Source organism: Achromobacter sp. Marseille-Q0513, from assembly GCF_018195695.1.
Lineage (GTDB): Bacteria > Pseudomonadota > Gammaproteobacteria > Burkholderiales > Burkholderiaceae_B > Achromobacter.
On sequence record NZ_JAGTJY010000003.1, the window covers coordinates 82,722 to 103,288 of the forward strand.

20 protein-coding genes and 1 other RNA gene are annotated in these 20,567 nt (G+C 66.1%); 16 read left to right on the forward strand and 5 right to left on the reverse strand.

What is annotated here, in order from left to right:
- Positions 1 to 71 precede the first annotated feature (71 nt).
- From KDH83_RS01740 to KDH83_RS01795, 12 genes are all read left to right on the forward strand, one after another.
- Positions 72 to 1,136 carry an extracellular solute-binding protein gene (locus KDH83_RS01740; RefSeq protein WP_212312393.1) on the forward strand — a complete coding sequence of 355 codons (1,065 nt, stop codon included), beginning with the start codon at positions 72 to 74 and terminating at the stop codon, positions 1,134 to 1,136.
- Positions 1,137 to 1,210: 74 nt separating this feature from the next.
- On the forward strand, positions 1,211 to 2,344 hold the full coding sequence (locus tag KDH83_RS01745; RefSeq protein WP_249204756.1) for an ABC transporter ATP-binding protein: 1,134 nt from the start codon (positions 1,211 to 1,213) through the stop codon (positions 2,342 to 2,344).
- A complete protein-coding gene (locus tag KDH83_RS01750; protein ID WP_212312395.1) occupies positions 2,341 to 3,219 on the forward strand; it encodes an ABC transporter permease in 879 nt (292 codons plus the stop codon). The genes KDH83_RS01745 and KDH83_RS01750 overlap by 4 nt, the downstream gene beginning before the upstream one ends.
- A 14-nt stretch (positions 3,220 to 3,233) precedes the next feature.
- Positions 3,234 to 4,025 (forward strand): ABC transporter permease, encoded by a 792-nt coding sequence (locus KDH83_RS01755; RefSeq protein WP_212312397.1) that lies wholly within the window; start codon positions 3,234 to 3,236, stop codon positions 4,023 to 4,025.
- Between the two features lie 41 nt (positions 4,026 to 4,066).
- Positions 4,067 to 4,801, forward strand: coding sequence for an aldolase/citrate lyase family protein (locus tag KDH83_RS01760; protein ID WP_212312399.1), 735 nt, complete (start codon positions 4,067 to 4,069; stop codon positions 4,799 to 4,801).
- A 32-nt stretch (positions 4,802 to 4,833) separates the two neighbouring features.
- Entirely contained in the window at positions 4,834 to 5,655 is an 822-nt protein-coding gene (locus KDH83_RS01765; protein ID WP_212312401.1) for a carbon-nitrogen hydrolase family protein, read from the forward strand.
- Positions 5,656 to 5,665: 10 nt separating this feature from the next.
- Positions 5,666 to 6,340: an RraA family protein gene (locus KDH83_RS01770; protein WP_249204757.1), complete on the forward strand. Its 675-nt coding sequence runs from the start codon at positions 5,666 to 5,668 to the stop codon at positions 6,338 to 6,340.
- A 125-nt stretch (positions 6,341 to 6,465) separates the two neighbouring features.
- Positions 6,466 to 7,413, forward strand: coding sequence for a LysR family transcriptional regulator (locus KDH83_RS01775; protein ID WP_212312403.1), 948 nt, complete (start codon positions 6,466 to 6,468; stop codon positions 7,411 to 7,413).
- A 166-nt stretch (positions 7,414 to 7,579) separates the two neighbouring features.
- A complete protein-coding gene (locus KDH83_RS01780; RefSeq protein WP_212312433.1) occupies positions 7,580 to 9,085 on the forward strand; it encodes a sensor histidine kinase in 1,506 nt (501 codons plus the stop codon).
- A 200-nt stretch (positions 9,086 to 9,285) separates the two neighbouring features.
- Complete coding sequence (locus KDH83_RS01785) at positions 9,286 to 9,765, forward strand: tripartite tricarboxylate transporter TctB family protein (protein WP_212312405.1); 480 nt, start codon at positions 9,286 to 9,288, stop codon at positions 9,763 to 9,765.
- Between the two features lie 6 nt (positions 9,766 to 9,771).
- Positions 9,772 to 11,295, forward strand: a complete 1,524-nt coding sequence (locus KDH83_RS01790) for a tripartite tricarboxylate transporter permease (RefSeq protein WP_212312407.1) — start codon at positions 9,772 to 9,774, stop codon at positions 11,293 to 11,295.
- A gap of 119 nt (positions 11,296 to 11,414) precedes the next feature.
- Positions 11,415 to 12,344 (forward strand): glyoxylate/hydroxypyruvate reductase A, encoded by a 930-nt coding sequence (locus KDH83_RS01795; RefSeq protein WP_212312409.1) that lies wholly within the window; start codon positions 11,415 to 11,417, stop codon positions 12,342 to 12,344.
- Between the two features lie 123 nt (positions 12,345 to 12,467).
- Here KDH83_RS01795 and KDH83_RS01800 read toward each other — a convergent pair whose 3' ends face one another.
- Complete coding sequence (locus tag KDH83_RS01800; RefSeq protein ID WP_103272467.1) at positions 12,468 to 13,409, reverse strand: LysR family transcriptional regulator; 942 nt, start codon at positions 13,407 to 13,409, stop codon at positions 12,468 to 12,470.
- 204 nt (positions 13,410 to 13,613) lie between these two features.
- Here KDH83_RS01800 and KDH83_RS01805 point away from each other — a divergent pair, with 204 nt between their 5' ends.
- On the forward strand, positions 13,614 to 14,246 hold the full coding sequence (locus tag KDH83_RS01805) for an NAD(P)H-dependent oxidoreductase (protein WP_212312411.1): 633 nt from the start codon (positions 13,614 to 13,616) through the stop codon (positions 14,244 to 14,246).
- A 112-nt stretch (positions 14,247 to 14,358) separates the two neighbouring features.
- Here KDH83_RS01805 and KDH83_RS01810 read toward each other — a convergent pair whose 3' ends face one another.
- From KDH83_RS01810 to KDH83_RS01825, 4 genes are all read right to left on the reverse strand, one after another.
- The gene (locus KDH83_RS01810) at positions 14,359 to 15,264 is read right to left on the reverse strand and encodes an NAD(P)-dependent oxidoreductase (RefSeq protein ID WP_212312412.1); all 906 of its coding nucleotides are present in this window, start codon (positions 15,262 to 15,264) and stop codon (positions 14,359 to 14,361) included.
- Between the two features lie 52 nt (positions 15,265 to 15,316).
- A complete protein-coding gene (locus KDH83_RS01815) occupies positions 15,317 to 16,921 on the reverse strand; it encodes a gamma-glutamyltransferase family protein (RefSeq protein ID WP_212312413.1) in 1,605 nt (534 codons plus the stop codon).
- Between the two features lie 181 nt (positions 16,922 to 17,102).
- Positions 17,103 to 18,608, reverse strand: coding sequence for a tripartite tricarboxylate transporter permease (locus KDH83_RS01820; RefSeq protein ID WP_212312414.1), 1,506 nt, complete (start codon positions 18,606 to 18,608; stop codon positions 17,103 to 17,105).
- A 13-nt stretch (positions 18,609 to 18,621) separates the two neighbouring features.
- The gene (locus KDH83_RS01825; protein WP_103272472.1) at positions 18,622 to 19,086 is read right to left on the reverse strand and encodes a tripartite tricarboxylate transporter TctB family protein; all 465 of its coding nucleotides are present in this window, start codon (positions 19,084 to 19,086) and stop codon (positions 18,622 to 18,624) included.
- A gap of 497 nt (positions 19,087 to 19,583) precedes the next feature.
- Between KDH83_RS01825 and KDH83_RS01830 the strand changes: the two genes are divergently transcribed.
- The 3 genes from KDH83_RS01830 to ssrS all read left to right on the forward strand — a co-directional run bounded on the left by KDH83_RS01830 (position 19,584) and on the right by ssrS (position 20,566).
- Positions 19,584 to 20,030: a hypothetical protein gene (locus KDH83_RS01830; RefSeq protein ID WP_212312415.1), complete on the forward strand. Its 447-nt coding sequence runs from the start codon at positions 19,584 to 19,586 to the stop codon at positions 20,028 to 20,030.
- Positions 20,030 to 20,341, forward strand: coding sequence for a cell division protein ZapA (locus KDH83_RS01835; protein WP_103272474.1), 312 nt, complete (start codon positions 20,030 to 20,032; stop codon positions 20,339 to 20,341). Before KDH83_RS01830 ends, KDH83_RS01835 begins: the two co-directional genes overlap by 1 nt.
- Positions 20,342 to 20,381: 40 nt before the next feature.
- Positions 20,382 to 20,566: non-coding RNA, 6S RNA (gene ssrS, locus KDH83_RS01840), on the forward strand.
- Position 20,567: the final 1 nt, after the last annotated feature.

The following is a 20,567-nucleotide window of genomic DNA, read 5'->3' on the forward strand; positions in this document are numbered from 1 at the left end:
CCGGCCCGAAGGGCCTGTCCTATCTTTGTCTCCAAGCGAGGTCCTGACGGACCCGAACAAGGGGGGAGACAATGACACGCTCATCGCGCGCGGCCGCCGCCGCATTTTGCCTGTCCGCCGCCAGCGTGGCGTGGGCGACCGCGCAAGCCGCCAATATCACCGTCATGGGATACCGGGGCGCGTTCGAACAGAACTACGTCAAGGCGGTGATCGAGCCGTTCATGCAGGCGCACCCGGACATCTCGGTCGTCTACGCCGGTGTCCAGAACGCCGCCGCCGCGCTGGGCAATCTGCGCGCGCAAAAGCGTTCACCGCAGGCCAACGTCGTCATCGTCGACCTGTCGGTGGCCAAGATCGCCAGGGACGAGGGGCTGCTGGCCGAGCTGGATCTCGCCCGGATTCCCGCCTATGCCGATCTGGCCGACCTGGGCAAGGACCTGGGCGCCGCCGCGATTCCGCTGACCTACGACACCCTGACGCTCATCTACGACCGCGACGCCTTCACCGAAGCGCCCCGCAGCTGGGAGGCCTTCTGGGATCCGCAGCAGAAGGGCCGGGTGACGATTCCCGCGCAGGGCGGTGGCGACATCCAGGCCATACTCCTGACCATCATCGCCAACCGCATGGCGGGTGAGCGCGACTACAAGAAAACGATCCAGCCAGGCGTGGACAAGCTGGTCAAGCTGGCGCCTGCGGTCCAGACCTGGGAGCCCAAGCCCGACGCCTATACGTTGGTGGCCAATGGCACGTCCACCTTGTCGATTGGCTACAACGCCCGTTCCCAGTACTACTACGACCAGACGGACGGCCGTCTCCGGTCCGTCAGCCCGGTAGAGGGTTCGGCCTCGCAGATCAACGTGATCGGCGCCATCGCCCACGCGCCCGAACCGGCCGCCACGCTCGCCTTCATCCAATACGCCCTGAGTCCCGAGGCGCAGGCGAACTTCGCCCGGACCATGTTCTATGCGCCCACCAATACACGGGCCGAGGTCGACGAGGCGACCCGCGCCCGCATTCCGATGATGGATCCGGACCAGCGCGCCAAGCTCATTCCGGTGGACTGGATGAGCATCGGCGACATGCGGGAAAGCATGCTGCGGCCGTGGCGGCGCCAGATCATTCCCGCCAGCCGCTGAATGATCCGTTCGCGGACACACCGGTCCGCGCACCTTCTTCCCGTTTCTTCCTGACAGGGCGAGCAAACATGCAAATGGCGGACATGGACGCGCGGACGACGCGCGAGGCGGCCGGCACGGACGCCGGCGAACCAGCCTATCTTCAGCTTGAAGGCGTGACCAAGCGCTATGCCGGCCACCAGGCCGCGGTCGATGCGCTGCATCTGGCCTTGCCGCGCGGCAAGTTGCTGGGCCTGCTGGGCCCGTCCGGCTGTGGCAAGACCACGACCCTGCGCATGATCGCGGGCCTGCTGTCCGTGACGTCCGGTCATATCCGGGTGGGCGGCGACGATATCTCGCTCAAGCCGCCGCACCAGCGCGACATCGGCCTGGTGTTCCAGAACTACGCGCTGTTCCCGCATATGTCGGTGGCGCAGAACGTCGCCTTCGGCCTGGAAATGCGCGGCATGGGCAAGTCGGACATCCAGGCGCGCGTGGACGAGGCGCTGGAGATGGTGCGCCTGCCCGGATACGGCCCGCGCAGACCCAGGGAAATGTCCGGCGGGCAGCAGCAACGGGTGGCGCTGGCCCGCGCGCTGGTCATCCGGCCGCGCATCCTGCTGCTGGACGAGCCCCTGTCCAACCTTGACGCCAAGCTGCGCGACGAGATGCGGCTCGAGATCCGCGACATCCAGCAGCGGCTCGGCATCACCACGGTGTTCGTGACGCACGATCAGGTCGAGGCCTTGACCATGTGCGATGTGGTGGGCGTGATGGCGGGTGGCCGGCTGGCGCAGCTGGGCACGCCCCAGGATATCTACGAGCGGCCCGCCACGTTGTTCGTCGCCGATTTCGTCGGCCGCACCAACGTGCTGGACGGGGTGATCGAAGCGGAGGGCGCGGTGCGCCTGGGAGACGGCGTGTATCGCTGCGACACACGAGGCCTGCGGCGCGGCAGGGCCAAGATTGTCATCCGGCCGCACCGTGTCCACGTCACCAGCGACAGGGACCGGTCGCTGGTTAGCGTGGCAACCAACAGCGCTCATGGCAGCGTGCGGCATGTGACCTATATCGGGGATGTCGTGCAGTACGGCATCGATATCGGCGTTGCCGAGCTGAAGGCGGAAGTCCATACCGCCAGCGGCGGTCACAAGGTGGCCGTGGGCGACAAGGTGCTGTGCGAGTGGACGCCGCAGGACATGATCGTTTTCGAAGGCGAGACACGATGAGCGCGCTTGCCGATACGCTCGCGCGCCGCGCCGGGCAGCCCCGCTTCGCCGTCGTCGCGTTGGCCTTGCTGGCGCCGATGGCCGTCGTCAACCTGGCCGTCTTCCTGTTGCCCGTATTCCGGCTGGGCCAGATTTCCTTCATGGAAAGCCGCGCCGGGGTGCTGACGGGGGAATATTCCCTGGCCAGCTATGCCAGCTTCCTGACCGACCGCTTCAGCCTGGAGCTGCTGGGCAATTCCCTGTTCCTGTCGCTGCTGGTGACCTTCCTCACGCTGTGTTGCGCGTATCCGATCGCGCTGTTCCTGCACAGGCTGTCTCCCGCCCGGCGCAATCTGTTGTTCGTGATCACGGTGTCGCCGCTGCTGGTCAGCGCGGTCGTCCGCACGTATGGCTGGATGGTCATCCTGGGCGATCAGGGCCTGGTCAACAGCCTTCTGTTGTCGGCCGGGCTGATTGCAGCGCCAGTGCGGCTGGTGAACGGCTGGATCGGCGTGACCGTCGGCCTGGTCGAGGTGTTGATTCCCTATATGGCGCTGTCGCTCATTTCCGGTTTCGGCCGGCTCGACGCGCACCTGGAAGAGGCCGCCGCGTCGCTGGGCGCCAATGCCTGGCGGCGCTTCTTCCGGGTGGTGTTTCCGCTGACCATGCCGGGCGTCGCGTTGGGCTGCCTGTTGTGCTTCGTGCTGTCGATGTCCTCGTTCATCACGCCCAAGCTGCTGGGCGGCGGCCGGGTGTTCCTGCTGGCCACCGAGATCTATGACCTGGCGGTCATCCAGCTGGAATGGCCCAGGGCGGCCGCCACGTCGGTCATCGTGCTGCTGCTGTTCGGCATCGCCCTGGCGTGCTACGCGCGCATCGCGCGCCGCGCCGACTGAGAAGGAGAGCGTCCATGATTGGAAAAATCACCGTCCCCTTCCGGATCCTGGTCCTGTGCCTGTATCTGTTCCTGCTCGGGCCGATGCTGATCGTCGTGCCGCTGTCGTTCAGCAATGACAGCTACCTCGTCTTTCCGCCGCAAAGCTGGGGTGTGCGCTGGTATGTCGCCATGTTCAGCCATGACAGGCTGCTGCAGGCGTTTCGGGTCAGCCTGGCCATCGCCGCCGCGGTGACGGTGCTGTCGCTGGCCGTGGGGGTGCCGGCGGCCTATGCCCTGCGTCGCTGGCGCTTTCCGGGGCGCGACGCGCTGCTGAGCCTGTTCACCGCGCCGTTGCTGCTGCCGTCCATCGTGCTGGGGCTGGCCATCCTGCTGGTGTTCGCCAACGCCGGGTTGCTGGGCACCTATGCCGGGCTGGTCGCCGCCCACCTTGTCGTCACCACGCCCTATGTCATGCGCATCATGACCACGGCGTTCGCCACGCTGCCGCCATCGGTGGAAGAGGCTGCGGCCATGCTGGGCGCGCCGCCGCTGACGGTGTTCCGTCGCGTCACCTTGCCGCTGCTGGCGCCGGGTTTCGTCGCCAGCGCCGCGCTGTCGTTCCTGATCTCCTTCGACGAAGTCGTGATTTCGCTCTTCATCACCGGGCCGCGCTTGAAGACGCTGCCCGTCGAGATTTTTGACTACGTGGAGAGCCGGACGGATCCGATGACCGCCGCCGTCTCGGTCATGTTGATCGTCGCCACGCTGTGCGTCGTGTTCCTCATCGAGCGCACGCTGGGCCTGTCCCGCACGCTTGGCAAATGAATGCCTTTCTTCATCCGCCCTTTCAATGGAGCAGCAGCCAAATGGAAAACATCGCTTTGTGGATGTCGCAGCCGCATCACGGCTATCTTGAAATCGCCCGGACGCTGGGCGTGAAGTCGCTGGTCCTGGAGTTGGAGCACGGCACCTTCGACCTGTCGACGCTGGACCAGTTCCTGGCGTACACCAAGGCGCTGGGCATGCCGGTTCTCACCAAGATCCTCGCGCCGAACGCCGAGTCCATCCAGCAGGCGCTCGACTTCGGTTCCGACGGCGTGATCGTGCCGCATCTGCTGGGCGTGGAGCACGCCCGCGCCGTGACGCGCGCCGCCAAGTACCCCTTGCTGGGCGTGCGCTCCTACACCAGCGGCAGGGTGTTCGGCTATGCGCGGCCGGCCAGCGATGCGTTCGACCGGGAAAACGCCCGCAGCAAGTGCTACGCCATGATCGAAACGGCGGAAAGCCTGGTCGATGTCGAACGGATCATCGCGCTGGATACGGTGGACGGGCTGTTTCCCGGCCCGTCCGACCTGGCGTTGGCGCGTGGGCGCGGCGCCTATGCATTCAACGACGCGGACCGGGCCGACCTGCGGCGCATCGCCAAGGCCGCGCGCGACGCGGGAAAGCCCTGGGTCATGCCCGCCTGGACCGCGGCCGAACGCCAGTTCGCGCGGGAGGAGGGCGCGTCCCTGCTGGTGATCGCGACACAGACGATGACCGTGCGCGCGGGCATCGCCAGCTTCATCGACGCCGTCAGGCGGGAAGGCGTCGCCGCTTGAGCCACCCCCACCGATCAGACAGGAGAACCGCAATGAAAGTCAGCCTGGTGCAAACCAATCCGCAACCCGACCGCGCACGCAACCTGGACGAGACGCGCGCCCTGATGGAAGAGGCGTACCGCGCGGAAGGTCCGGATCTCATCGTATTGCCGGAATACTTCGAGGCCTACGGCCTCAGCGTCGCCGAAAAGCTGGCCATGGCCGAGCCGGTTGGCGGCGCAGCCTACCGGATGGCCAGCGATTTCGCCCGCGAGCACCGCGTGTTCGTCCATGCCGGCACCATCATGGAAAAGGTCGAGAACGAGGCGCGTATCTGGAACACGTCCTTCGTGTTCGATCGATCGGGGCGCGAAGTCGCCGCGTATCGCAAGATCCACATGTTCGACATCGTCGCGCCGGACGGTTCGGTCTACCGGGAGTCCGACTCCGTCAAGCCGGGCGGGGAGATCGTGACCTATGACATCGACGGCCTGAAGGTCGGCTGCGCCATCTGCTACGACATCCGCTTCGCGGAACTCTTCCTGCGCCTGGCGAAAGCGGGCTGCGACCTCATCGTGCTGCCGGCCGCGTTCACTTTGCAGACCGGCAAGGACCACTGGGAGGTGTTGGCCAAGGCGCGCGCCATCGAGACGCAGGCCTATTTCATTGCCTGCGGCCAGACCGGCGCGGTGACGGTCGACGGCGAGCGGCGCGCCTGCTACGGGCATTCGCTGGTGTGCGACCCCTGGGGCCACACCATCGCGCGCGTGTCGGACGGCGTGGGCCTGGTCAGCACCCGGATCGACCGGGGCCAGATCGCCCGTGTGCGCGGCTTGATCCCGATGGCGCAACACCGCCGCCTCGCTTGCGGCTAAGGAGACCGGCATGTACACCATACGCGATATGCCCGAGCCGGTGGCGGCCGAGGTGCTGGCCCTGCTGGCCGGCGTGGAGACCGCCACGGTCGGGCACTGGCGCTTGCAGGGCTTCATGCACCGCGCGATCCAGCCGCTGCTGCCCGGCGGCCGACGCGTCGTCGGCACGGCGGTGACGCTGGCCATTGCCGGCCCGGATTCGACGCTGCTGCATCATGCGGCCGGGCTGTTGCGGCCCGGCGATATCCTGGTGGTCGATCGCCTGGGTGACGACAAGTATGCGTGCTGGGGCGGCGGCGTCACCGTGGCGGTCAAGGCGGCGGGCGCCGTTGCCGGCATCGTCGATGGCCCTTGCACCGATCTGGCCGAGATCATCGCGTCTGATTTTCCGATCTGGGCGCGCGGCCTGGCTCCCATTACCACCCGCATCTACGACCTGGGCGGCGGCATGAACGTGCCGGTGAGTTGCGGCGGCGCCGTGGTCATGCCCGGTGACGCGATCCTGGCCGACGAAAGCGGCGTGCTGGTGATTCCGCGTGATGAAGCGCTGGCCGTGGCCGAGCAGGCACTGACGATGCAGGAGCGGGGCAGGGAGCGCGAAGCCTCGGTGCGCGATGGCCGCGCGCTGCTGGGAGTGCTTTCGGGCGCCAGCGTCAAGGTGCGGGCCAATCTCACGAAGCGCTGAAGCCCGGATGCGCGCCGGAGGCGGGTATTTGTCCTCTTGCCCGCGGATCGGATTGCCTATAAAAGACCCTGGTGTTTTTATGAGGACGGCCATGATCCTATCGCCTCGCGGGATGCCGGAATCGCATGAATATCCGCTTTCTCGAAACGATGATCTGGCTGTCCGAGCTGAAGAACTTCCGCGCCACGGCCGAACGCATGAACATGACGCCGGCGGCGATCTCCAATCGCATCGCCGTCATGGAGCAGGAGCTGGGCATCCGGCTCTTCGAGCGCGATGTGCGCGAAGTCCGCCTCACCCATGAGGGCATGCTGTTCGTCGAGGGCGCGCGCGATATCGTCGCGCGCTACGGCGGCCTGTTGACGGCGGTCCGGCCGGCGGCCACGGTCGAGGACACGGTACGGATCGGCCTGGTGCCGAGCATGGCGTTCACCTTGCTGGCGGGCATCATGGAACTGCTGCGCAGCAAGTTCCCGCATATCCGCGTGGCCCTCACCACGGACACGTCCGGTCCGCTGGCCGAGCGCCTGGAGCGGCGCGAGCTGGACCTGGTGCTGGGCCTGCCGGGGCCGAGGCGCGAGCTATACCGCGTGCTGGACCTGTGTACGTTCGGCATGTTCTGGATCGCGCATGGCGCCATGGAGGTCAGTGAACAGACGCTGGGCAAGGACGATCTGCTGAGCCATCCCATCATTTCCTACGAGATCGGGATGTACAACCATGGCCGCCTGGTGGAATACCTGTCCGAAAGCGGGTTCGAGCGTTCGCTGGTCCACTACTCCAATTCCCTGGCCACCACCGTCTGCATGATCACGGCGGGGATCGGCATCGCGGTGTTGCCCCCCATCGTTCTCCAGAACGAACTGCGCAACGGCACGCTGCGCGTGCTGAACGTCAAGCCGGCCTTTCCGCCCACCAGCTATTGCGCCTACTACCTGGAAAGCCCGTCCTCGCGCCTGGCGCCGCTGATCGCGTCCATTGCCTACGAGGTCGCGACCCAGTTCTGTTCGCTCTATGACGACGCGCTGGTCTGTCAGCAGGAAAGCGCCGTGGATCTCGGGCCGCTGGCCTGAAAGATCTCCGTGGCGGATTCGCGCCGGCGAAGGGCGCCAGTGCCATAATTGCGCTTTCCGCCAGAAGGCGGGCTTCCGTTCCAACAGCAGGCCGGTGGTGAGAGAACCCATATCCGATTCCGACGCATCCGACGCCGCGGGCGCGCGCCCATCCCGACCGCCACGGATCGGCATCCGGGCGCTGCTCATCATCCTGCTGCTGCCGGGCGTGATCGCGCTGCTGGTCATCGACAGCCTGTACGACTACCGCACGCTGGCGGCGATCACCAACGAGGCCTACGACAGCGCCCTGGTGGAGCCCGCCCGGGTGCTGGAAAGCAGCCTGGAGTTCACGCCCGAGGGCAATCTGCAGGTGGCGACGCCGCTCTACGCTCAGGTCATGCTGGAATCCCGCGCCGGCCTGCGCAAGTACTTCCGCATCGAGGAAATCAATCCGCCGTTGCCCGACGGCGCGCCGGTTCCCACGGAGCAGGGCAAGACCTTGCTGGGCATGCCCGAGATGCCGCGTCCGCCCGAATGGCCGCGTTCGAACGGCCTGCCCATTTTCTACGACAGTGTGTACCGCAACGATCCCGTGCGTGTGGTGGCCGTGGTGCGCGACCTGTACTACCAGGGCATGCACCGGCAGGTGCTGGTGATGGTGGCGGAAAGCACGGGCAAGCGCATCGAGGCCGAGAGCAACGCGCAGCGCCAGGAAATCCTGCGCGACGCGCGCATGCTGGCGCTGGTGGCGCTGCTGGTCTGGTGGGGAGTGTCCTGGGCGCTCAAGCCGCTGCGCCGGCTGCGCGCCGACATCCGCGGCCGCCGTCCGGATGACCTGACGCCGCTGGACGCGGCGCGCGTGCCGAGCGAAGTGGCGCCGCTGGTCGATGCCGTCAATCACCACATCGCGCGCTATCGGCGGGTGCTGGACGAGCAGTCGCAGTTCCTGGCCGACGCCTCGCACCAGCTGCGCACGCCGCTGGCGATCATGCTGACGCAGGCGCAATACGCACTGCGCGAGCGGGATCCGGCACGCGCGCAGGAAGGCCTGCGGGCCATCGTCGGCCAGCTGGGGCGCACGCGCCGGCTGACCGAGCAGCTGCTGTCGCTGGCGCACGCCAACCAGGCCGAATCCCTGCCGCGCCAACTGCTGGACATGAACGACGTATCGCGCGAAGTGGTGCTGAAGTATCTGCCGCTGGCGCACGAAAAGCAGCAGGACCTGGGCTGGAGCTGCGCCGACGCCGAGGACGGCGTGGATGCGTCGTTGCCCGTGTCCGGCAGCGAGGCCGAGTTGCACGAGGCCTTGTCCAACCTGGTTCACAACGCGATCCACTACGCGCCTGCCGGCGCGCGCATCACGGTCTCGGTCGGCCGGACCAACGGCCGCGTCGAAGTCGCCGTGTCCGACAATGGGCCGGGCCTGGATCCGGAGCTGCGCGCGCGCGCCTTCGCGCGTTTCGAGCGTGTCGGCACGGACCGGCCGGAGGCCGCCTCGTCGGGTTCGGGCCTGGGCCTGGCGATCGCGCGGGCCTATGCGCGCCGTAACGACGGCGACATCGAGCTGCGTGACGGAGAGCCCAACGACCAGGGCGGCGTCGGCCTGGCGTCGGTGCTGTGGCTGCCGTTGGCGCCGACGGTGTCGCCATACCCCCGCGCCGTCGAGATCGAACTCAAGGGCGATCAGTAACCCCCCCTGTTTTTCCTCCGGCTTTCAAAGGGCTGGCGTCCGTGCTCAGGGATTACCCCTGGATTCAGGGGCGCGACAGCGGATGGAAAGCGGATTCGCAGCTTGCTTGCGTAACCTGACTTCCAGCCTGCAGCAATGGGCTGGGCGCCGCGCATTTCGGACGGCGTCTCAAGGACCGGCACGGGTCCTGCTTGAGGAGGATGGAAGTGCAGAAAACAATCAACAGAAAAGACTATTACGGGGGCGCCCTGATGGTCTTGATCGGGCTGGGGGCGATCTACGGCGGCAGCGACTACCACATCGGCACCCTGAGCCACATGGGGCCGGGGTTCTTTCCCGCCGCGTTGGGCGGCCTGCTCGCACTGACAGGCGTGCTGATCGCCATTTCCGCGCGTTCCAGCACGCCGTCCGAGCCTGTGCCGGGCGAAGCCCACAGCCATAGCCTGCCCGACCTGCGCGGCAGCGTCTGCATCCTGCTGGGCACCTTGGCGTTTCTGGGCCTGGGCCACTACGGCGGCCTGCTGCCGGCGACCTTCGCCATCGTCTTCATTTCCGCACTGGGCGACCGCAACAACACGATCAAGCAGGCCCTGGTGCTTGCCTTGGGCATGTCGGTGATCGCGGTCGTGGTCTTCTGGTGGGCGCTGCAATTGCAGCTGCCGCTCTTTCGCTGGGGTTGACGCGCCATGATCTCGCAATCCTTGATGGACCTCTGGTACGGCTTCGGCGTCGCCTTCCAGTTACACAACCTGATGTGGTCGTTCTTCGGCGTGCTGGTGGGCAACCTCATCGGCGTGCTGCCTGGCATGGGCGCGCTGTCGGCGATCTCGATCCTGCTGCCGCTCACCTATGTGATGCAGCCGGTGCCGGCCATCCTGATGCTGGCCGGCATCTTCTACGGTTCGCAGTACGGCGGCGCCATCGGCGCGATCCTGCTGAACCTGCCTTCGCACCCGCCGCACGCGGTCACCTGCCTGGATGGCTATCCGCTGACCAAGCAGGGCAAGGGCGGCACCGCGCTGGGCATCACCATGATCTGCTCGTTCTTCGCGGCATCGGTGGGCATCATCGTCATGATCTTCGCCTCGCCGCTGCTGGTGGAGGTGGCGTTCAAGTTCGGACCGACGGAGATTTTCTCCATCATGCTGCTGGGCCTGCTGGCCGGCGCCACCATGTCTCGGGGTTCGCCGTTGAAGGGCGTGGCGATGACGCTGTTCGGCCTGATGTGCGGCGTGGTCGGCACCGACGTGAACACCGGCACCATCCGCTTCTCGTTCGGCCTGCTGGACCTGTCCGACGGCCTGGAGCTGGTGGCGATCTCGATGGGCCTGTTCGGCGTGGCCGACTTCCTGATGAGCGTGAACCGCATGACGATCATCGGCAGCGGCGCCAAGCTGCGCCTGCGCGACATGCGGCCCAGCAAGCAGGAACTCAAGACCGCGTTCATGCCGATGGTGCGCGGCACGCTGGTGGGCACGCTGTTCGGCGCCATGCCGGGCACCGGCCCCACCATCACCACCTTCGTGGCCTACGCGCTGGAGCGCAAGATCTCCAAGACGCCGGAGAAATTCGGCACCGGCATGATCGCGGGCGTGGCCTCGCCCGAGGCGTCCTCGCACTCCAAGACGCAGGTGGACTTCATCCCCACCATGAGCCTGGGCATACCCGGCGACGCGGTGATGGCGCTGATCCTGGGCGCGCTGCTGATCCAGGGCATCCAGCCCGGTCCGCAGCTCATCACCGAGCATCCGGACATCTTCTGGGGCCTGATCGCCAGCTTCTGGGTCGGCAACGTACTGCTGATGGTGCTGAACGTGCCGTTGATCGGCGTCTGGGTGAAACTGCTGCAGGTGCCTTACCGCTACCTGTTTCCGTCGGCCCTGTTCTTTATCGCGGTCGGCGTATTCAGTACCCAGAACAGCCTGTTCCAGATCTGGGAAGTGCTGGCGTTCGGGGTGATCGGCGCCGTGCTGATGACACTGGAGTTTTCGGTGGCGCCCATTCTGCTGGGCTTCGTGCTCGGCCCGATGGTGGAAGAGAACTTCCGGCGCGCGCTGCTGCTGTCGCGCGGCGATCTGATGGTGTTCGTCCAGCGGCCCATCAGCGCCTGGTTCATCGGCGCCAGCGCCTTGCTGATCCTGCTGCAGGTCTGGGCCTTCCTGCGTCGTGGCAAGTCCAAGGACAAGCCCGAAGTCGCGCCAGCGGCCTGAAGCGGTTCGAGGCGGCAGGGAAGACGGCCCGGCGGAGTATTCCGCCGGGCCGTTTGATTTGTGCGGCACCTTGCCGCATGCTTGCACCTTGCCCATTGCTCAGCGCTGGACGATCCTTCATGCACATTCTCTTCGCTTGTCCGCTACACGATCCCGACGCCTGGGTGCCGCGCCTGCAGGCGGCCATGCCCGGTTGCCGCATTTCCGTATGGGACCCGGAAGGTCCGCCTTCCGGCGCCGAGGCCGCCCTGGTCTGGCGTCCGCCGGCCGAGTTGTTCGCGCATGAGCCGGGCATCAGGACGCTGTTCAACCTGGGCGCGGGCGTGGACGCGCTGCTCAAGATGAAAGAGATTCCGCCGCAAGTCCGCATCGTGCGGCTGGAAGACGCCGGCATGTCGGTGCAGATGGCCGAGTACGCGTTGTATGCGTTGCTGCGCGTGTCGCGCGATTTCCAGGCCTTCGACGAAGCCCAGGCGCGTCAGCATTGGGACACGCGCGAAGGCACGCGCCCGGCGGATTGGCCGGTGGGCGTGCTGGGATTGGGCCAGGTGGGCGCGCGCGTGGCGCAGACCTTGGCCGGGTTCGGCTATCCGGTGGCTGGCTGGTCGCGCACGCCGCGGGATCTGCCCGGCGTGCAATCCTATGCCGGCGAGCAGGCGCTGTCGGCGTTCCTGGCCCGCACCCGCTTCCTGGTGAACGTGCTGCCGCTGACGCCGGATACCGTGGGTATTCTCAACCGCGATACCTTGTCGCAACTGTTGCCGGACGCGCACCTGGTCAACGTCGGCCGCGGCGACCACCTGGTCGAGGAAGACCTGGTCGAGATGCTGGAAGAGGGCGAGATCGCCGGCGCCACGCTGGACGTGTTCCGCACCGAACCCTTGCCGAAGGACCATCCTTTCTGGCGCGATCCCCGTGTCCATGTGACGCCGCACATCGCCGCGCGCACGCTGCGCGACGAGAGCATCGCCCAGATCGCGGCCAAGGTCGCGCAGCTGATGCGCGGCGAGCCGATCAGCGGCGTGGTGGAACGCAATCGCGGGTATTGATAGCCCACCCCCGAAGCGCCTTTGGCGCTTCCCCCTCAAGGGGGTATACCTGCGGACCGGCTGAGCCGGATCCGCGGTATCCCGATGTGGCGGTGCCCGCGTCATGCGACAGGCTCGGTTTCTCTACGCTGCCGCCACCGCCGGCGACGGGGCGCGTTCCAGCCGTTGGTAGGTGGCGGGGATGCGTTGCGACAGGAAGTCCAGCAGCGTGCGCACGGCGGGCATCATTCCGCGCCGCGACGGGTAGATGCAGTGCACGATGCCTTCGGGCGACTGCCATTGCGGCAGCACGGGCACCAGCTGGCCGCGGCGCAGTTCCTCTTGCGTGGCGATGGACGGCAGCAGCGCAATGCCGCGCCCGCGCACCGCGGCCTCGACCAGCACGATGAAGTCGTTGCAGGACAGCTGCGGCTTCAGCTCGATATGGACCTCTTCGCCCTTGTCGTTGCGCAGCGGCCAGCGCACCTCGTGCTGCGGGTCGCTGAAGCTCAGCGTGGTGTGGGCGGCCAGGTCCTGGGGCGTATCCGGCGCGCCGTGGCGTTGCAGGTAGCCGGGGCTGGCGACCAGCGTGCCGCGCGCGGTGCCCAGGTGGCGCACGACCAGTTCGGCGTCCGTGTCGAGCTTGGTGCGGACCCGCAACGCCAGGTCCACGCCTTCGCTGATCAGGTCGACGCGCCGGTTGGACACCAGCAGTTGCACCGAGATCGCGGGCCAGGCATCGAGGAATTCGGGCAGCAGCGGCGCCAGGATGTCCTGGGCGATGGACACTGGGCAACTCACCACCACCGGCCCGGCGGGCTCGGATTGCAGCTGACGCATGGCGTCGTCGGCGGCGCGTGCCGACGCGGCCATTTCTTTGCAGTAGTGCAGATAACGCTCACCCGCCGCCGTCAGGCGCAGCCGCCGCGTGGTCCGCTGCAGCAGGCGCACGCCCAGGCTTTCCTCCAGATGTGAAATGCGCCGCGACAGGCGCGACTTGGGAATGTCCAGCGCCCTGGCCGCGGCGCTGAAACCGCCTTGCTCGACGACTTGGGAAAAGTAGTACAGGTCATTGAGATCTTGCATGATTGTTCTAAGTTTGGAACGAACAGTTCATGTTAACCGGGTTTATGTTGCTAATGATGCCCGCTACAGTGACGCCATGTGTTCGGGATCTGCCACCGCCCGCCGGGCGGCGAGCCAGACCGGCCCGGGCCCTGCGTCGCAGGGCCTGCGCTTGCAGACCCTGGCGACCCGCGGCATGGCGGGGCAATTACGGAGATATTTGCAATGAAAACCCTGGTGATTCTTTCCTCGATTCTCGGCGACCGTTCCAAGAGCCGGCAACTGGCCGACCACATGGTTGCGCGCATCAAGCAGACGGATCCGAGTGCATCCATCACGTTGCGCGACATCGGCGCCGAACCCATCCCTTACTTCGACGGCGCCACCGCCGGCGCGCTGTTCACGCCCGCCGACGCCCGCAGCCTGGAGCAGCGGCGCATCGTCGAACTGAGCGACAAGCTGGTGGCGGAACTGATGGCCGCCGACCGCATCGTGTTCGCCGTGCCTGTGTACAACTTCAATCTGCCGGCGCAATTCAAGAGCTACCTGGACTACCTGGCCCGCGCCGGCGTCACGTTCCGTTATACGCCGGAAGGCGTGCCCGAAGGGCTGGTCAAGGGTAAGCAGGTGTTTGTGCTGAGTGCCCGGGGCGGCAAGGCCGAAGGCACGCCGTCGGACACGATGACGCCCTATCTGCGCCAGATGCTGGCTTTCATGGGGATGACGGATGTTACGTTTATCGCGGCCGAAGGCTTGGCGATGGGCGAGCTGGCCGCGATGGAAGGTCTGGCCCTGGCCAAGCAGCGCATCGACGAGTCGGTGCCGGGTGCGGTCCAGCCGGCCTTGCAGGCGGCTTGAGCGATGTCCGTCATGTCGCGTGCTACCGCGTCCACGGGGCGTTCTTCCTGACGCGATCGGCAATGAAAAAAGCGGGCCGCAGGCCCGCTTTCGCATGGACGCAGGCGCGGCGTCAGTCGCGCAGGCGCTTGACCAGGCTGGACGTATCCCAGCGGCCGCCGCCCATTTTCTGCACGTCGCCGTAGAACTGGTCCACCAGCGCGGTCAGGGGCAGCCGGGCGCCGTTGTTGCGCGCTTCCGCCAGCACCAGGCCCAGGTCCTTACGCATCCAGTCCACCGCGAAGCCGAAGTCGAATTTGTCGTCGACCATGGTGCCGCCACGGTTTTCCATCTGCCAGCTTTGCGCGGCGCCCTTGCTGATGACGTCCAGCACCAGCTTCATGTCGAGGTCGGCCGCCTGGCCGAAGGCCACGGCCTCCGACAGGCCCTGCACGATGCCTGCGATGCAGATCTGGTTGACCATCTTGGCAAGCTGGCCGGCGCCGGGGGCTCCCACCAGCGTGACGGCGCGACCGAAGGCCTGGGCCACCGGCTTGATGGCGTCGAAGACGGCTTGTTCGCCGCCGCACATGATGGTCAGCGCGCCATTCACGGCGCCGGCCTGGCCGCCGGAAACCGGCGCGTCGATGAAGTTCAGTCCCAGTTCCTTGGCTTGCACGTACAGTTCGCGAGCCACGTCCGCCGAGGCAGTGGTGTGGTCGACGAAGACCGCGCCCGGCGCCATGCCGGCGAACGCGCCGTCCGGGCCCAGCACCACGCTGCGCAGGTCGTCGTCGTTGCCGACGCAGGCGAACACGATCTGCGCACCGGCGACCGCTTCGCGCGGCGTGGCGGCATGGCGGCCGCCGAATTCTGAGGCCCAGGCCTGCGCCTTGGCGGGCGTGCGGTTATAGACGGTGACGTGGTGGCCGGCGCGCGCCAGATGGCCGGCCATGGGCAGGCCCATGACGCCCAGGCCGAGGAATGCGACTTTCTGAGCCACGACCGCGTCGTAGCTCTTGGTACCGATCGATGCCATGCAGGGAACTCCGGTTGTTTTCAACCGCAACGTTACCGCAATAGCGGGGCAATCAAAAGCCGGCGGCAAGCCCGTCGCGCCGGCTGTCGCTGGCGCTGACATAACCGTCCACGGCGGGGTCGCCCAGACGCCAGATGAACTGGCCGGAACCGAAGTCCATGTAGGGGTCGTCCAGCCCTTCCAGGACATGGCCGCGCGCGCGCAGTCCTTCGGCCATGCTCGCGCCCAGGGCGGGCTCGACGTCCACGGTCAGGCCGCTGTTCCATTTCCAGCGAGGCGCGTCGCAGGCCGCCTGCGGCTGCTGGCCGTAGTCCAGCATGCGCACCAGGGTCTGCAACTGTCCCTGGGGCTGCATGTTGCCGCCCATGACGCCGAAACTCATCACCGGCGCGCCGTCGCGCATCAGAAAGCCCGGGATGATGGTGTGGAAGGGCCGCTTGCCGCCGGCCACCACATTGGGATGCTCGGGATCCAGGCCGAAGCAGTAGCCGCGGTTCTGCAGGCTGACGCCGGTGCCCGGCACCACCACGCCGGAGCCGAAGCCCATGTAATTGGACTGGATGAAGCTCACCATCATGCCGCTGCGGTCGGCGGCGGTGAGGTAGACCGTGCCGCCCTGGGGCGAATGGCCGGAGCCGTAGGCCTGGGCGATATTCGGATCGATGAGCCGCGCCCGCGAGGCCAGGTAGTCGGCCTGCAGCATCTGTTCAGGCGGTATCTGCATGTGCCGCGCGTCGGCCACGTGGGCGTAGACGTCGGCGAAGGCCAGCTTCATGGCCTCGATCATCAGGTGCTGCGTTTCCGGATGGTCGACGGGACGCGAGGCCAGGTCGAAATGCTGCAGGATGCCAAGCGCGATCAGCGCCGCGATGCCTTGCCCGTTCGGAGGAATCTGGTGCAGCGTGTGGCCGCGATAGGCCTGGCTGATGGGCGTAACCCATTCGGGCGCGTAGTTGCGCAGGTCAGTCAGGGTCAGCGCGGCTTCGTGCGCCTGCGCGTGGGCCACGAGCTTGTGGGCGGTCTCGCCTTCGTAGAAGTCCCGGCCCGCGCTGGCGGCGATGCGGCGCAGGGTCGCTGCCGCGCCCTGCAGCACGAAGTGCTCGCCGACCTGCGGCGCGCGGCCGCGCGGCATGAAATGCGCGGCAAAGCCGGGCTGGGGCTGCAGGATGTCGGCCTGCGCGGCCCATTTGCGTTGCACGACGGGCGTTACCGCATAGCCGCGCTCGGCATATTCGATGGCGGGCGCCAGCACGTCGGCGAAGGACAGCTTGCCCAGCTTGCCATGCAGGGCAGCCCAGCCGGCCACACAGCCTGGAACGGTCACGCTGTCCCAGCCCCGCATCGGAATCGCGCCCTGGTGCTTGCGGCGGAAGTAGTCCAGGTTCCACGCGCCCGGCGCCGGGCCGGAGGCATTCAGGCCATGCAGCCGGGAGCCGTCCCAGACGATGGCGAAGCAATCCGACCCCAGCCCGTTGCTGACGGGTTCGACGATGGCAAGCGTCGCGGCCGCGGCGATGGCGGCGTCCACCGCATTGCCGCCGCTGGCCAGAACACGCAATCCGGCCTGGGCGGCCAGGGGTTGCGAGGTGGCGACGACATTGCGGGCGAACACTGGAATCCGCGTGGTGGGATAGGGGTTGTTCCAGTCGAAATTCATGTCGAACGATCGCGTGGGGTAAACCCGTAGCTTAACGTAGAAGAAAACGGTTCTACCACAGTTTGTAGTTTGTTGTAGTTATTGGTTTCTTTTAAAGGGTCAAATTTCGACGAAAAAAAAACCCCGGACGGGCCGGGGGCTCTTGCGCGCAAGGACTGCTGCGAGGCGGCAGCGTCCTGCGTCAGTCTTCTTCGACGAACGTCTGTTCGCGCTTCTTGCGGATCGCGGGCAGGGCGACCAGGATCACCAGGAAGACCGCGATCGCCAGCAGCGAGGCCGACAGGGGGCGCGTGATGAAGGTGGTGAAGTCGCCGCGCGACAGCAGCAGGGCGCGGCGGAAGTTCTCTTCCATCATCGGGCCCAGCACCAGGCCGAGCAGCAGCGGCGCGCCTTCGCACTTCAACTTCGACCAGACGTAGCCCACGATGCCGAACATGGCGGTGGTGAACACGTCGAACGGGTTGTAGTTGAGCGAGTACACGCCGATCGTGCAGAACACCAGGATGGCGGGGAACAGGATGCGGTAGGGCACCTTCAGCAGCTTGACCCACAGGCCGATCAGCGGCAGGTTCAGCACCACCAGCATCAGGTTGCCAATCCACATGGAGGCAATCAGGCCCCAGAACAGCTGCGGGTGGCTGGTCATGACCTGCGGACCCGGCTGGATGTTGTGGATCGTCATCGCGCCGACCATCAGCGCCATCACGGCGTTGCCTGGGATGCCCAGCGTCAGCAGCGGGATGAAGGAGGTCTGCGCGGCGGCGTTGTTGGCCGATTCCGGGCCAGCCAGGCCGGCCGGGTGGCCCTTGCCGAAGCGTTCCGGATTGCGCGAGATCTTCTTTTCCAGCGTGTACGACGCGAACGACGACAGCACGGCGCCACCGCCCGGCAGGATGCCCAGCGCCGAGCCCAGGGCCGTGCCGCGGAGCACCGCGGGATACGATTCCTTGAACTCCTGCTTGTTGGGGTACAGCGAACCGATCTTGTCGGTGATGTCGACGCGGTTTTCCTTCTGCTCGAGGTTGGTCATGATTTCGGCGAAGCCGAACACGCCCATGGCCACGATGGCGAAGTCGATGCCGTCCTGCAGTTCCGGCACGCCGAAGTCGAAGCGGGCCACGCCCGAGTTGACGTCGGTGCCGACCATGCCCAGCAACAGGCCCAGGATGATCATGGCGATGGCCTTGGGCAGCGAGCCCGAGGCCAGCACCACGGCGCCCACCAGGCCCAGGCACATCAGCGAGAAGTACTCGGCGGGGCCGAACTTGAAGGCGACCTCGGCCAGCGGGGGCGCGAAGGCAGCCAGCAGCAGCGTGGCCACGCAGCCGGCGAAGAACGAACCCAGGGCGGCGATCGCCAGGGCGGCGCCGGCACGGCCGTTGCGGGCCATCTGGTGCCCGTCCAGCACGGTCACCACCGCGGATGTTTCTCCAGGCAGGGCCACCAGGATGGCCGTGGTGGAGCCGCCGTACTGGGCGCCGTAGTAAATGCCGGCCAGCATGATCAGGCCGGCCACGGGCGGCAGCACGTAGGTGATCGGCAGCAGCATCGCGATGGTCGGGACCGGGCCGATGCCCGGCAGCACGCCGATCAGGGTGCCCAGGACGCAGCCCAGCAGCGCGTACAGCAGGTTCTCGGGCGTGAACGCGACCGAGAAACCCAGCATCAGGTTGTCAAACAATTCCATGGCCGTTAGCTCCTCAATTCATGCCCAGAAACGACGGCCACAGCGGGAAAATCAGCCCCAGCCCCTTGATGAACGCCAAGTAGGTGAAGACCACCAGGAAGATGCCATTGGCGACGGCGACCTTCAGGCTGAATTCATGGCTGGCCAGGCTGCTGATGAGGACCAGGATGAAGACGGAGATGTACACGCCCAGGAGCTTGAGCACCAGGCCGTACACGACGACGGAGCCCACCACCAGGAACACGATGCGCCAGTCGAATTTGTCGACATGCGTTTCCTCGGCTTTCTTGGACAGCGCGCCGAGCAACACCACTGCTCCCAACAACGCCAGCACGATGCCGAGCCAGAAAGGAAAATACCCTGGGCCCATACGGGCGGCAGTACCCATTTGGTAGCTGCTGGCCTGCCAGGCGAATCCCAGCCCAAGGATGATGAACATCACCCCCGACCAGAAATCCTGTCGATTGCGTAGCTGCATGATGTGGTTGGCTCCTGTTTACAGCATGTAGAAAAAAACTTGTGTTCTGTCGAGGTGCCGAAAGGCAAGTGACAGACACAAAAAAGGCACTCCGGCGTGCCATTAGTTATGTGTTGAAAGCTTGGGAGTGCCTTCTTGAAAGGGCGAATGGTAATTGACGCCCGGCACGATGCAAACCCTGTAAGCTAGGTGAAAGCCTGGGGTTTTCCCTAAAATTGGGGAACTCCTGATCCCGAGATGTAACGGGTCAGGAAGTTTGAGGGCGAAATGAAAGCTAAGTGAAAGTTTATAGAAAGAAATGCGAAAGGCGAGGGCCGATTTGACGGCGGCTTTCGCATCCCAGGGACTTTCGCGGCTGGCCGGGAATCGGTTAACGTGCCGGCCGCTCGCTTCATGCCCATGAATCGCTGCCCCCTGATTTCCTACTGAATATTGCTGGGTTTCTCACCTTGCGTGTAGTGGCCCGGATCACCTCTGGATGGTTTACGATAGCGCCCATGCTGCAAGACCTAGATCAACTCGCCGCCCGTATCGGGCAACTGGTGCAACGCACCCGGCACCTGCACTCCGAGCGCGACGCGCTGCGCCTGCGCTTGAACGACGCTGAAGCCGAGCAACGCGCGCTCAAGCAGCGCGCCGCCGAGCGCGATGCTGAAATCGTCGCCCTGCAGGCCAAGCTGCAGGACCACGACGGCGAGGTTTCCTCGATGCTGGCCGAGGCCCAGCGCGCGGAAACCGCCCTGCGCGAACAGCTGGCCCGCGAAACGTCCGAGCGTCAGTCGCTCGAGGCGCGCTACACCGCCCGCGAAGCGGAGCTGCAGGGCAACCTGCAAAACCGCGACACCGAATTGCAGCGCCTGCGCGTCGCGGCCGTGGCCGCGCGCGAGCGCATCGACGCCGTGCTGGCCCGCCTGCCGGGCGCGCCGGCTGGGGAGCAACACTGATGGAACGCGTAGACGTAACCATATTGGGGCGCGACTATTCCCTGGCGTGCTCGTCCGAGGAAAAGCCCACGCTGGTCGCGGCGGTTCGCCATGTCGACCAGCTCATGCTGCGCATCCAGGGCACGGGCAAGGTTTCCAGCAACGAACGCATCGCTGTCATGGCCGCGCTGCAGATCGCCGGCGAGCTGCTGGCCATGAAAGCGCCCGACGGTCCGCTGGGCGGTTTGGCGGTCGGCGACTTCAAGCGTAGAATCGAGGACATGAACGCGACGCTGGACGACGCCCTGTCGGGCCAAGAAAAGCTGCTCTGACGTTCTAGTACCGGCACTTGTTGCCGTCTGTTTTTTCAGTTTGTCCCTGCCGTGCTCGTGACCTGGCCATACATTCTCTGAACCTATGTCTTATGGCATATTGGTTGCGGGAGTGCGGAGCAGGTGTGATTGTCTCTCGTAGACGAACCCGAAGCTCCTCGGAACGCGACCACCTTGAACCTCAGGGTTCGAGATGCCGGCCTAGACGGCACAGGCGGGGCATCTA

Coding starts and splice junctions, on each gene's coding strand:
- KDH83_RS01740 (WP_212312393.1), top strand. CDS start 72: ATGACACGCTCATCGCGCGCGGCCGCCGCCGCATTTTGCCTGTCCGCC.
- KDH83_RS01745 (WP_249204756.1), top strand. CDS start 1,211: ATGGCGGACATGGACGCGCGGACGACGCGCGAGGCGGCCGGCACGGAC.
- KDH83_RS01750 (WP_212312395.1), top strand. CDS start 2,341: ATGAGCGCGCTTGCCGATACGCTCGCGCGCCGCGCCGGGCAGCCCCGC.
- KDH83_RS01755 (WP_212312397.1), top strand. CDS start 3,234: ATGATTGGAAAAATCACCGTCCCCTTCCGGATCCTGGTCCTGTGCCTG.
- KDH83_RS01760 (WP_212312399.1), top strand. CDS start 4,067: ATGGAAAACATCGCTTTGTGGATGTCGCAGCCGCATCACGGCTATCTT.
- KDH83_RS01765 (WP_212312401.1), top strand. CDS start 4,834: ATGAAAGTCAGCCTGGTGCAAACCAATCCGCAACCCGACCGCGCACGC.
- KDH83_RS01770 (WP_249204757.1), top strand. CDS start 5,666: ATGTACACCATACGCGATATGCCCGAGCCGGTGGCGGCCGAGGTGCTG.
- KDH83_RS01775 (WP_212312403.1), top strand. CDS start 6,466: ATGAATATCCGCTTTCTCGAAACGATGATCTGGCTGTCCGAGCTGAAG.
- KDH83_RS01785 (WP_212312405.1), top strand. CDS start 9,286: ATGGAAGTGCAGAAAACAATCAACAGAAAAGACTATTACGGGGGCGCC.
- KDH83_RS01790 (WP_212312407.1), top strand. CDS start 9,772: ATGATCTCGCAATCCTTGATGGACCTCTGGTACGGCTTCGGCGTCGCC.
- KDH83_RS01795 (WP_212312409.1), top strand. CDS start 11,415: ATGCACATTCTCTTCGCTTGTCCGCTACACGATCCCGACGCCTGGGTG.
- KDH83_RS01800 (WP_103272467.1), bottom strand. CDS start 13,409: ATGCAAGATCTCAATGACCTGTACTACTTTTCCCAAGTCGTCGAGCAA.
- KDH83_RS01805 (WP_212312411.1), top strand. CDS start 13,614: ATGAAAACCCTGGTGATTCTTTCCTCGATTCTCGGCGACCGTTCCAAG.
- KDH83_RS01810 (WP_212312412.1), bottom strand. CDS start 15,264: ATGGCATCGATCGGTACCAAGAGCTACGACGCGGTCGTGGCTCAGAAA.
- KDH83_RS01815 (WP_212312413.1), bottom strand. CDS start 16,921: ATGAATTTCGACTGGAACAACCCCTATCCCACCACGCGGATTCCAGTG.
- KDH83_RS01820 (WP_212312414.1), bottom strand. CDS start 18,608: ATGGAATTGTTTGACAACCTGATGCTGGGTTTCTCGGTCGCGTTCACG.
- KDH83_RS01825 (WP_103272472.1), bottom strand. CDS start 19,086: ATGCAGCTACGCAATCGACAGGATTTCTGGTCGGGGGTGATGTTCATC.
- KDH83_RS01830 (WP_212312415.1), top strand. CDS start 19,584: ATGCTGCAAGACCTAGATCAACTCGCCGCCCGTATCGGGCAACTGGTG.
- KDH83_RS01835 (WP_103272474.1), top strand. CDS start 20,030: ATGGAACGCGTAGACGTAACCATATTGGGGCGCGACTATTCCCTGGCG.